The following is a 12,140-nucleotide window of genomic DNA, read 5'->3' on the forward strand; positions in this document are numbered from 1 at the left end:
GTTGGTGAAAGCAGCGCCTTCGCCACCACCAGCGCCGCCCCCATCCGCAGTGGGGGCGGCGTTGCCTTTTCTGGCCGCTGATGGGGGCATGTTCTGTCCGCTCCGCGGGAAGGCGTGTTCTCAGTACTACTAAGGAGATTTTCCTGCTGTCTGGCAGTGTCCTGTTAAGCAAGTGGGTTTATCAGCGGAGGAAAACCAATTGCTTACAAGAGGCCGTTATGCGTCTTCCCTCCGTTTTCAAGGCCCGCTCCGCGTCTCCTGTTGAGGTGCTCGAAGGTGACGAGGTGCCTCCTGCCCCATCCCCTGAAAGTCGGGTCAAAGAGGCCCGCGATGATTTGTTGGAACGCATCAGTGCGTTTGTCACTCAGCATGACCTGGCGGTAACGGCACAAAACATGGCGACCATATGCGGCGCACTTTCAGGCTCGCATCCGCAGCTTTCCGAGGCATTTGTAGCGCGCGAGATTTCCGGCGATCCGATCGATCAGCGCTGGCTCGACACGCTTGCGCGTTTCGACCCCGACGGCCACAGCCGTATTGCCGAGATCGAGGCTCTGATGGACAAACTCGAGTATGCGCTCATGCGGTTTGCCCAGACGACGCGCTCGGCCCAATCGGAGACCAGCGATCACCGCGGCGCTCTCGGCGTCCATATTGATGATCTGGCCGAAATTGCTTCAGCCGGGGATCAAGCGGGTGATCTGGCAGCAGTGCTCGATCTGTCGCGCGCCATGCTGGCCCGGATCGAACAGGTTGAAAGCATCATGTCCCGCAGCCAACGCGAAACCGAACAACTGCGGGAAAGCCTTGCCAAGGCGCGCATGGAGGCAGACGTCGATCATCTCACGCGGTTGCCCAACCGCCGTGCATTTGAGCGCAGGCTGGTGTCTGCCGCCCTGGAGGCGCGCGCCAAGGGCGAACCTCTCAGCCTCGCATTCTGCGACGTTGACCATTTCAAGATGATCAATGATCGCCACGGCCACGACGCGGGCGACCGCGTGCTGTGTGCGTTGGCGGCGACACTCAATGAATATGGCGGCGATAGCTGCTTTGTCGCCCGGCATGGGGGCGAAGAGTTCGTGTTTCTGTTCTACGGGCTGGACAAGGAAGCGGCCCGATCCCGCCTTGATGGCATTCGCCGCGCGCAAGCGGCTCGGCGATTGGTCAACCGGGACACGGGGAAGGGCTTTGGCCAGATCACTTTCTCTGCCGGGGTTGCCGAGATAACCGAGTATAGTGATACACGCAGCGCCTTGGCCCGCGCTGACGCGGCGCTGTACCGCGCGAAGAATGAGGGGCGCAACCGGGTGGAGCTCGGTTGACGGAAGGTCTGTCATTCGCCTGTGCGGCCTGATCGCTGGATGCCTCGCGATGCCGACCTGCCGAATGCGCCGTGAATTTTAAAATTCCATGATAGAGGCACTGTGCGCATTTCCGGTCGTCGCCGATCAAGGCGGGATTTCCTTTGGGGTACGCCCGATAGGCTGTTAAGGGCGCCCCAATGCTTACAATCGACGGTGTCACAGTGCGGCTTGGTGGCCGGGCCATTTTGGAACGCGCCAGCGCAACCGTGCCGGTGGGCGCGCGCGTCGGGTTGATCGGCCGCAATGGCGCGGGCAAGTCCACGCTGATGAAGGCGCTGATCGGCGAGATCGAGCCGGACGATGGCGAAATTTCCAAGCCCGCCCGCGCCAGGATCGGCTATATCGCGCAGGAAGCCCCGAGCGGTGCGATGACGCCCGAAGAGGTCGTGCTCGCCTCCGCCACCGAACGCGCGGAATTGCTGGCCGAGCTGGAAACCTGCACCGACATGGACCGCATGGGCGACGTGCACGAACGCCTGCTGGCCATCGACGCCTATTCCGCCCCGGCGCGCGCGGCCAAGATCCTCAACGGGTTGGGCTTTGACGAAGAGATGCAGCAACGCCCGGTCGACAGCTTCTCGGGCGGGTGGAAGATGCGCATTGCGCTCGGCGCGCTGCTGTTTTCCGAGCCCGACATCCTGCTGCTCGACGAACCGTCGAACCACCTCGACCTCGAAGCGACGCTGTGGCTGGAGAACTTCCTCAAGTCCTATCCCGCCACGCTGGTGGTGATCAGCCACGAACGCGACCTCCTCAACAAGGTGGTCGATCACATCCTGCACCTGCAAGGCGGGCAGCTGACGCTCTATCCGGGCGGCTACGACGCCTTCGAAAAGCAGCGGGCCGAGCGCGCGGCGCAGCTTGCCGCGGCCAAGGCCTCGCAGGAGGCGCAGGCCGCGCGGCTGCGGGATTACGTCGCCCGCAACTCCGCCCGCGCCTCGACCGCCAAGCAGGCGCAATCGCGCGCCAAGATGCTGGCTAAGATGCAGCCCATCGCCGCGCTAATGGAAGACCCGACGCTGAGCTTTGATTTCCCCGATCCGGCCGAGATGAAATCGCCGATGATCACGGTGGAACAGGCGGCGGTCGGATACGGGGAGGCGCCGCCGATCCTCAAGCGGCTCAATTTCCGCATCGAGGCCGATGATCGCATCGCGCTCTTGGGCCGCAACGGCAACGGCAAGACCACGCTGGCGCGGCTGCTCGCCTCGCAGCTTGTCCCGGCGGAGGGCGCGGTCAATGCGCCCGGCAAGCTCAAGGTCGGATATTTCACCCAATATCAGGTCGAGGAGCTGGCGGGGGAGGATACCCCGCTCGATCTGATGAACCGCGCGATGGAAGCACAGTCGCAAAGCGCGGTGCGCGCACAGCTGGGGCGCTTCGGCTTTTCCGGCCCGCGCGCGACCCAGCGGGTCGACAAGCTTTCGGGCGGGGAGCGCGCGCGGCTGGCGCTGGCGCTGATCACCCGCGACGCACCGCATCTGCTGATCCTCGACGAGCCGACCAACCACCTCGACGTCGATGCGCGCGAGGCGCTGATTCAGGCGCTCAACACCTATTCGGGCGCGGTCATCCTCATCAGCCACGATCGCCACATGGTCGAATTGACGGCGGACCGCCTGATCCTCGTCGATAGCGGGACGGCGCGCGAATATGCCGGCAGCATGGAGGATTACATCGACTTCATCCTCGGTAGGAACCAGCCTAAGGGCACAAGTAACGGTGGCAAGGCGAAAGGGCAGCGCCGTACCGGCCCGGATCTGCGCGCGGCGCAGGCCGATCTGAGCCGCGCCGAAGCCTGCGTGACGCGGCTGACGGCTGAGCTTGAAGAGCTTGATGCGCACATCCTTGCGCAAAGCGCTGCGGCTGGCCCCGCCATCCAAAGCCTGCTGAGCAAGCGGGCAACCACCGCCTCTGCGCTCGCCGCAGCGGAAGAAGCCTGGCTTGCTGCCGGGTCGTTGCTGGAGGCGATCGAGGCGGCGTAGTGCAACGCCCGATCGGGGCACGCGCGGCGCCCTTTCCGGTCATCCCGTAAACCTCGCAAAGTTTTCGCAAGCCGTGCGCGCCAAATTGCGCTAAGGGCCGCGCGAACCCTGCGGGATGCGCGCTGACATTGTCTCCGCTTCCGCCTTTGACCGCCCTTCCAGCCTTTCCCTGCACATTGCTGCGTGACCTTCGCAGGCATGCGCCGCAAACCCCATGATTCGAGCTTTCTGATATGACGACCTTTCCCACCCTTCCCGCCGCCATCGAAGCGGCGCTTGCCGAACGCGGCTATAGCAGCGCCACCCCGGTGCAGGCCGAAGTGCTCCGCCCCGAAGCAGCGGGGCGCGACCTTGTCGTCTCGGCGCAGACCGGTTCGGGCAAGACCGTCGCCTTCGGCCTCGCGATGGCGGGCGATCTGCTCGATGGCGATGGCCGCATCGGCTTTGCGCCGGCCCCGCTGGCGCTGGTCATCACCCCGACGCGCGAACTCGCCTTGCAGGTGAGCCGCGAACTCGCCTGGCTCTATGGCCGCACCGGCGCGCGCGTAGCGACCTGCGTCGGCGGGATGAACCCTTCGGCGGAGCGCAAGGTGCTTGCCTCCGGCCCGGCCATTGTGGTCGGCACGCCGGGGCGCCTGCGCGATCATTTCGAACGCGGCGCGCTCGATCTCTCGGCGCTGGCCGTGGCTGTGCTCGATGAAGCCGACGAGATGCTCGACATGGGTTTCCGCGAAGAGCTCGAAGCGATCCTCGATGCCACCCCGCAAGGGCGCCGCACGCTGCTGTTCTCGGCCACCATGCCGCGCCCGATCGAAGCGCTTGCCCGGCGGTATCAGCATGATGCCTTGCGCATCGCGACGATCAGCGAAGGGCGCGGGCATGGCGATATTGCCTATCAGGCGGTCACCGTGTCTCCGACCGAGATCGAGAACGCGGTGGTCAATCTGCTGCGTTTCCATGAGGCCGAAACCGCCATCCTGTTCTGCGCCACGCGCGAAAAGGTGCGGCATCTCCATGCCACCTTGCAGGAGCGCGGCTTTGCCGTGGTCGCGCTTTCGGGCGAGCATTCGCAGTCCGAGCGCAATCAGGCGTTGCAGGCCTTGCGCGACGGGCGGGCGCGGGTGTGTGTGGCGACCGATGTCGCCGCGCGCGGCATAGATCTGCCGACGCTCAGCCTTGTGGTGCATGTCGAAATTCCGCGCGATGCCGAAACCCTGCAGCACCGTTCGGGGCGCACCGGACGCGCGGGGCGCAAGGGCGTGGCCGTGCTGATCGTGCCCTTCTCGGCGCGCCGCCGGGTTGAGGCGATGCTGGGCCGGGCGCGGATCGCCGCCGAATGGCAGGATGTGCCCGACCGCGAGGCTATCGGTGCGCGCGATCGGGCGCGGCTGCTGGAAAGGCTGCTTGCTCCGGTCGAGATTGAGGAAGCAGACCGGGCGCTCGCACTGCATCTGCTGGCCGAGCGTTCGCCCGAAGACATCGCGGCGATGCTGGTGCATGCGCACCGCGCCAGCCTGCCCGAGCCCGAAGACCTCATTGCCAACACGCCGCAAGCCCGCGCTGACGCGCAGAAGGACCGTCACCGTCCCGGGTTCGAGGACACGGTGTGGTTCCGCATGGATATTGGCCGTAGCGACAATGCCGATCCGCGCTGGATCCTGCCGCTGCTGTGCCGCCGTGGTCACATCACCCGCAACGAAATCGGCGCGATCCGCATTGCCCAGGAAGAGACCTGGTTCCAGATCCCGCGCGCCATTGCCGACAAGTTCGCTGCCGCTGCCGCGCGCACCGGCGAGGCCGAAAGCGATGAAGCCGCGCTGGTGATCGAACGCTCCGAGGCAGGCCTGCGCGAAGTGGCCCGCAACAATCGCCAGCGTCGCCCGTCGCGCAGCACCCCGGATAATGGCTTCGTCAAAGCCAAGCCGGTGGCGCGCAAGTTCGGCAAGAAGCCGCACCCGCGCCCGGCCTCGGCCGCGCCTGCGGGCGGCAAGCCCGCAGGCCGCCCTCACGCCAAGAAGCCGCACAAGCGCAAGCAGCCCTGAGGCGCGCGCGTTCGAATCGCTGGAAAACTTCGCGGGCTGGCTTTGCGCCAGCGCGGCGGCTGCCTAATCCGGTCGGGTGAGTGCACCCATCGACATCGGCCGCGACGCGAGCGGGCAGAGCCTCGCGATTGATCTCGAGGAGCTGCTTGCCACGCGTCTGCTGGTGCAGGGCAATTCGGGATCGGGCAAATCGCACCTGCTGCGCCGCCTGCTTGAGGAATGCGCCGGCACCGTCCAGCAGGTGGTGATCGATCCCGAGGGCGACTTCGTGACCCTCGCCGATCATTTCGGCCATGTGGTGATTGATGGCGCGGCCTATGCGCCGCGCGAGATTGAGGCCTTGGCCCTGCGGGTTCGCCAGCACCGCGCCTCGGTGGTGTTGGCGCTTGATGAGCTTGAGGTTGAACAGCAGATCCGCTGCGCCGCCCTGTTCCTCACCGCCCTGTTCGATGCTCCGCGTGAGCATTGGTATCCCGCGCTGGTGGTGGTGGACGAAGCGCAGATGTTCGCGCCGGCGGTGGCGGGCGAGATCAGCGATGATACCCGGCGGCTCACCCTTTCGGCGATGACCAACCTGATGTGCCGCGGGCGCAAGCGTGGGCTTGCCGGGATCGTCGCCACCCAGCGCCTCGCCAAACTGGCCAAGAATGTCGCGGCGGAAGCCTCCAATTTCCTGATGGGGCGCACCTTCCTCGATATCGACATGCAGCGCGCCGCCGATCTGCTCGGCATGGACCGGCGGCAGGCCGAACGTATCCGCGATCTGCAACGCGGCCAGTTCCTCGGGCTCGGCCCTGCGATCAGCCGCCGCCCCGTGGCGGTTCATGTCGGCCCGGTTCGCACCGCGGCGCGCCGCGCGGCGCAAATGCTGGTGCCGCTGCCCGATGCGGCAGGCGAGGCAATGGAAGCGCTCCTGACCGACCGGCTAGCCGAGGCGGCGAGCGAGCCCGCGCTGCCGCTTCGTCCTGCCCCGTCGCCGCGCCCCGCCGCCGAGATTGAGCGCGCGCTTTCCGCCGCGCCCGCGGCCCCGCTGGTGGCGCCTTCCGAAACGCGGGTGGACGTGCCTGCACCAAAGGTTGAAGTGCTGCCTCAATCCGCCGATTCTGACGGCGACGCGACTGTTGATGATGTGGTGCGGATGCTCGCCGCCGAGGATGGCGCGACCTTCACGCCCGCCGCCCAACTGTTCCGCGATTTCGCGATCCGCTGCCGCCAGCGCGGCATCGCCAGCGCGCATATCGACATCGCCCGGTTCCGCCGCCTGTTCGCCTGTGCCGTGGGCGGGCTCGATCGTCTGGATGCGCCTGCGCGGGCATCGGTCGAACAGATGATTGATGGCATCGCGGATGATGTGCTCGCGCCCTATCTCGCGATGCTTGTGGCTGCCTCGCTTGGTGAGCCCATGCCCGATGAGGATGCGCTCGCACGCATTTATGGCAGTGCCTCGCCCAGCCGCGTGCGCCGCATGCTCGATCATCTCGAACGCAGCGGGCTGATTGTGGTGCGCGAGGAATTTGGCGGCGAACGCCGCATCACCGTGCCGGGCGTTCCGGGGCGCGCGGCCGCCGCAAAAGTCGCCTGATTTCCCGCGTCATACGCAGGCGGGCGTCGGCCTGTTCACGGGCTGTTGTACCCGAAGGCGATTTCTGATTTTCGGGAGAGACCATTTGGTGCGCATAAGAGGGCAAGAATGGGCACTCAAGCCATTGAAAATAATATTTAAAATGCTATTCACCCCCTGAACGAGACGAGGTGCAGATAGACGGCCTGTTGAAGGGAAGGTGCGCGATGATGCGGGGCAGAAGCGCGGTGCCAGTAAGCGCACCGGTCTTTCGCTTTACTTCTGCCTTTGCAGCATTCCGATGTTGTGCCGATTTGCTTTGATTTGCTTCGGCCACTGCCATAGACAATGGTGGAAAATGATCCAAAGAAATCTGGCAAAATGAGTGCTAGCGCAGAGGGTTGCGCACGATTTCAATGATGTGCTTCTGGACGGCGGAATCGAGGCTGGGGAAAAGAGGCAGGCAAAGGACGCTTTTCGCGGCGCGACGCGCCACGGCTAATGCTTCAAGACCTGCGGAAGGGGCGTCCGCGAATGGAGGAAAGTCAGTAACGATCGGATAAAAATATCTTCTGGCGGAAATCCCGTTTTTCTTCAGGTTTTCGTACAACATGTCGCGCGTTATCGGATATTCCGCTTCGACAATAATGGGGAACATATATCCATTGTGCGCAACATTTGGCGGCGGTTGGATAAAGCGCAATCCACGAACGCCTGACAATCCCTCTAAATACGCATCGACCAACGTCAGACGTTTCGCAATCTCATCTGACACATAAGGCAACTGTGCCAAGCCAATTGCTGCACGCAACTCACTCATTTTGGCATTCAGACCTACATCATTGACTTTTTCTTCGTCGATGATGCCATTATTGGCAAGACGCCTAATGGCTTGATTGAGTTGAGGGTTCGATGAAAAAACGGCTCCGCCCTCAAACGTGTTGAAGACCTTTGTGGCGTGGAAACTGATGATTGAGCAAGTTCCGTAGTCGAGAATAGACCGGCCCCCGACCTTAACTCCAAAGCAGTGCGCCGCATCATAAATCAGTGGGATGCTGTGGCGGTCAGCGATCGCTTGCAGTGCTTCGACGTCGCACGGGATCCCGTAGCAGTGCACCGCCAGGATCGCTTGCGTTCGTTCCGTTATCTGCTCGGCGACAGCCTTCGGAGAGAGGTTCAAGGTCATTGGGTCGATGTCGGCAAATACGGGGGTCGCACCCGCTAAGACAATCGCGTTGGCCGATCCGACGAATGTGTAGGGTGAAGTGATCACCTCACCCGTTATGCCCAAGGCTCGTAGAGCCAAGAGTATCCCGAGCGTGCAGTTTGTCACAAGGCTGACATTTGGCACGTCGAGATAAACCTTAAGCTCCTCTTCCAGTCGATTGACATAAAACCCCCCGTTTGTGAGTTGTCCGGAAGACCATATGTCTTGAAGATAAGGGAGCAGATCCTCCAATGGCGGCAAAGACGGGCGAGTCACGGGAACGGAGGCAACTGGAGGCGGATCCAGATGGATTAAATCGCTGAAAGACATCCCATTCCTTCCGGCCCGATCCAGGGGTAAGTTAAGACTCGACACTCAATTTTACCCAAGCTGGGGTTAACGAAATGCGGTCACTTTGCGCAATCGCGCGGCTTAAGCAATTGGCTGCGTAAGGTGCGTGGAAAAAGGCCATTGATTATCGAGTTGGGCAGCGACGGACGCCGATAAAGCTTCTCGTGAGCCTAGGGTCGTGTCGTCGCCCGACATCTCTTCGACAACCCATTGGTGATCAGCATCGAAGGCAACTATCTTTCGCCTGTAATTCATAGCATGTAATCACTAAGCGTTTCCCCACTTCAAACCGCCAGGCCGTGCCACTGCGCCATACAAGAAATCTGCCGATTAGGTTGGGACTGCAATGAACGGTCCTGATCGAAGAGCCTGCGCAAAACGGTTTCGCAATTGATCTTAGTGATTTGGTCCGCTTGCTAGAGAGGTTGGCTTCATTCCATGTCTTTCACAGGGTCAAAGGCGAATGAGCTGATCTTGTTGCCTGTCCTGAAAGCGAACCAGGCCATATCTGGGCGTTTGATTGTCACCCAAAAATACCTGAACGGAGCCGCGGAGTTCGCCAAGTCTTGGCCTGGATCGGTCAACAGTCTATTCGATGTCTCCCCCTCGGCGTCCACTGATTTCGATCAGGTAGAAGTGACTGGCGACATAAGGGGACACAACGTTGAGTTGCGACCACGCGATCCTGAAGCGCTTGCCCGGCGTCTTGCATCAGCGTCCGTGGTTGTCAGCTTCCTTTCCCCATTCGAGGTCGCAACGACGGAACTCTGCAATCGCATTGGCGTGCCTGTGATCCAGGTTTCCGAGTACACTCTGCGAACCGAGTGGCAGATCATAGACGCAAGCGGGGCGAACTCCATTCTGAAACTCCGCAGGAAGCTTTGGGCTTGGCAAGCAGAGCGCCTGCGTCGGTACCTAATTGGCATCTCTGCGGGTCTGCAATGCAATGGCGTTCCTACATATAGAAATTATCGCGAATTATGTTCGGACGCGCTTCTCTTTTTTGACAACCGGGTGAAGAAATCTGACGTCATTGCTTCTGAAAGACTTGCTCAAAAAGCCGATGAGATCAGGGCAGGAATGCCGCTACGGCTAGTCTTCGGCGGAAGGTTTGTCCCAATGAAGGGTGTCCTGCATCTCCCGGAAGTTGCGCGCCACCTTCGACAATTTGGCGTCCCGTTTGAATTATCGATCTTCGGCGCTGGCCCAGAGGAGGGCAAACTTCGCGCGGCGATCTCCCGCTATGCGCTCGAAGATCAGGTTTCGATTTGTCCGCCGATCGACTTCGAAGAAGGCTGGGTCCCATTTTTGAAGCAAGCAGCAGATTTATTCGTATGCTGCCACATGCAGGGTGATCCTTCGAGCACTTACACCGAGGTCATGGCATGCGGAGTACCGATTGCTGGCTACCATAATGAGGCTTTTAAGGGTGTCGCCGAACTCTCGGGAAGCGGCTTCCTTGCCCCTATGGGAGATCCCAAAGCACTGGCACATGTGATTGCGGATTTACACAAGGATCGCAACCGCCTCGCCAAAGCCGCACAGATCGGGCGCTCATTTTCCATAGAGCACTGTTTTGAAAACACTTTTGCGCGCAGGGTCGAGCACTTCAGGGAGCGTAGCCGGCACCAAGGTGCGTCTGTTTGGGTTTGATCTAGCGCAAATCACCCAGCCTTGCTGGAGCGTCGCTCTGAGGAGGCGATCTGTGCGTCATTGATGGTATGGCAGAGAGCTGCGAACGAGGGACCCTTGCGGTCCACGTGCAGTGCCTCGAATTTGGCCAAGCCGGTCGCTTCATCCCCCCCAAAAAAGCAAACTCAGAGCGATCATCGTCGACGATCAGCTGTGGAACGCGGTGCAAACGCGGCTGCAAGAGAAAGCGCCGCCCCGGAAGCAGAAGGGCACTCACCGCCATCGCCAAAGCCATTACAGGCAGCCATCGTAACGGCCCCGCGTTCTTCGGCCTCACCGGAGACGGCGCATGAAGCCGCTGCGCTGTGCGGTCTACACCCGCAAGTCGACCGAGGATGGCCTTGAGCAGGAGTTCAACAGCCTCGATGCTCAGCGCGAGGCCTGCGAAGCATATATCCTGAGCCAGCGGCACGAAGGCTGGTCGCTGGTTCCGAACCATTATGATGACGGCGGGTTCTCGGGCGGCAACATGGAGCGGCCCGGTCTCAAGGCGCTGCTCGCTGACATCGATGACGGCCTCTTGGATGTGATCGTGGTCTACAAGGTCGACCGGCTGACGCGCAGCCTTGCCGACTTCGCGAAGATCGTCGAGCGGCTCGATGCGAGGCAGGCCAGCTTCGTCAGCGTCACGCAGGCATTCAACACCACCACCAGCATGGGGCGGCTCACGCTCAACGTCCTGCTCAGCTTTGCCCAGTTCGAGCGCGAGGTCACCGGCGAGCGCATCCGCGACAAGATCGCTGCCTCGAAGAAGAAGGGGCTGTGGATGGGCGGACCGGTCCCGCTTGGGTATCAGGTGATCGAGCGCAAGCTGGTGCCGGTCCCCGAGGAGGCCGAACGGGTGCGCGCGATCATGCGGCGCTACATCGCATCAAACTCGGCCAACCAGCTGATTGCTCACCTCGAGGCGGAAGGCCTCAGAACCAAGGTCCAGCACCGCACCAGCGGACCGCACAGAGGTGGCATTCCCTTCCGGCGGGGCAGCCTGTTCCACCTGCTTGCCAACCCGATCTATCGCGGCAAGATCGTGCACAAGGGCAAGGTCTACGATGGCGAGCATGAGCCCATCGTTGACGAGACGCTCTGGGATGCGGTGCAGGCGCGGCTGCAGGAGAAAGCACCGCCACGCAAGCGCAAGACCAACGATCCGCAGGAGGCGATGCTGCGTGGTCTGCTGATCGATTCCGAGGGCAGGCAGATGGTCCCGACCTACACCAAGAGGGGAACGCGCCGCTACGCCTACTACGAGACCAGGAAGGACTTTGCAGCGAAGCCGGGCGCCGCTGCTTCGACCCGCATCGCGCAGTCCAGTATCGAGCGGCACCTCGTCAGCTATCTGACCTCCCTTCTCGACGATGAGCATGTGCTGCGGCGACTGACCGATCTGGAGGAAGCGAGCCAGCTTACCGCGCTCTTCGAGGCGGCAAGGCTGCGCAGATTGGAATTGCAGCATCCTGCGACCCGCGACGAGACCGTCCGGGCGTTGATTGCCAGCGTTGCGTTTGGGACGAGCAACTTGCACATCAGCACCAACCTGGTAGCGCTCGGGTTGATCGGCGAGGCGCCGCTCGAACTGCCACTTCCCGAGCGCAAGCCGTTCCGCGAGGCAAAGCTGCGCATCGACACCGCCGCTGCCACTGATCAGATTGATCGCAAGCTGGTCAGTCTGATCGCTGAGGCTATGGAGGTTCGGGCGCTGGTACTGGCTTCGCCTGAGCTCAGTCTCAACCAGCTCGGCAAGCGCGAGGGCCGCTGCCGCACCCGGCTTGGCAAGCTGTTCCGGCTGTCATGGCTCAGCCCGCGCCTCATCGAAGCGATCATCGACGGAAGGCAGCCTGTGCGGCTCGATCGCAAGCGGCTACTCGACGCCGACCTTCCCTTCTGCTGGCATGCGCAGGAACGGATGCTCGGGTTCGTTGGCTGATGCAGCCCGGCCGC

7 protein-coding genes are annotated in these 12,140 nt (G+C 62.3%); 6 read left to right on the top strand and 1 reads right to left on the bottom strand.

All coding sequences use genetic code 11. The features are described 5' to 3' along the window. The first annotated feature begins 80 nt into the window (after positions 1 to 80). From SOQ14_RS08810 to SOQ14_RS08825, 4 genes are all read left to right on the top strand, one after another. Positions 81 to 1,322 carry a GGDEF domain-containing protein gene (locus tag SOQ14_RS08810; protein ID WP_322897701.1) on the top strand — a complete coding sequence of 414 codons (1,242 nt, stop codon included), beginning with the start codon at positions 81 to 83 and terminating at the stop codon, positions 1,320 to 1,322. 179 nt (positions 1,323 to 1,501) lie between these two features. Then, complete coding sequence (locus tag SOQ14_RS08815; RefSeq protein WP_322897702.1) at positions 1,502 to 3,349, top strand: ABC-F family ATP-binding cassette domain-containing protein; 1,848 nt, start codon at positions 1,502 to 1,504, stop codon at positions 3,347 to 3,349. Positions 3,350 to 3,582: 233 nt separating this feature from the next. Beyond that, positions 3,583 to 5,391, top strand: a complete 1,809-nt coding sequence (locus SOQ14_RS08820) for a DEAD/DEAH box helicase (RefSeq protein ID WP_322897703.1) — start codon at positions 3,583 to 3,585, stop codon at positions 5,389 to 5,391. A gap of 76 nt (positions 5,392 to 5,467) precedes the next feature. Further along, a complete protein-coding gene (locus SOQ14_RS08825; RefSeq protein WP_322897704.1) occupies positions 5,468 to 6,973 on the top strand; it encodes a helicase HerA domain-containing protein in 1,506 nt (501 codons plus the stop codon). A gap of 367 nt (positions 6,974 to 7,340) precedes the next feature. On the opposite strand, the gene SOQ14_RS08830 is transcribed toward SOQ14_RS08825, so the two are convergent. Then, positions 7,341 to 8,489 (bottom strand): DegT/DnrJ/EryC1/StrS family aminotransferase, encoded by a 1,149-nt coding sequence (locus SOQ14_RS08830; protein WP_322897705.1) that lies wholly within the window; start codon positions 8,487 to 8,489, stop codon positions 7,341 to 7,343. Between the two features lie 459 nt (positions 8,490 to 8,948). On the opposite strand from SOQ14_RS08830, the gene SOQ14_RS08835 reads away from it, so the two are divergent. Continuing rightward, positions 8,949 to 10,163 carry a glycosyltransferase gene (locus SOQ14_RS08835; protein WP_322897706.1) on the top strand — a complete coding sequence of 405 codons (1,215 nt, stop codon included), beginning with the start codon at positions 8,949 to 8,951 and terminating at the stop codon, positions 10,161 to 10,163. 328 nt (positions 10,164 to 10,491) lie between these two features. Next, positions 10,492 to 12,126, top strand: a complete 1,635-nt coding sequence (locus tag SOQ14_RS08840; RefSeq protein WP_322897707.1) for a recombinase family protein — start codon at positions 10,492 to 10,494, stop codon at positions 12,124 to 12,126. The last annotated feature ends 14 nt before the right edge of the window (positions 12,127 to 12,140 follow it).

It is taken from the genome of Erythrobacter epiphyticus, assembly GCF_034653295.1.
Classification (GTDB): Bacteria; Pseudomonadota; Alphaproteobacteria; order Sphingomonadales; family Sphingomonadaceae; genus Erythrobacter.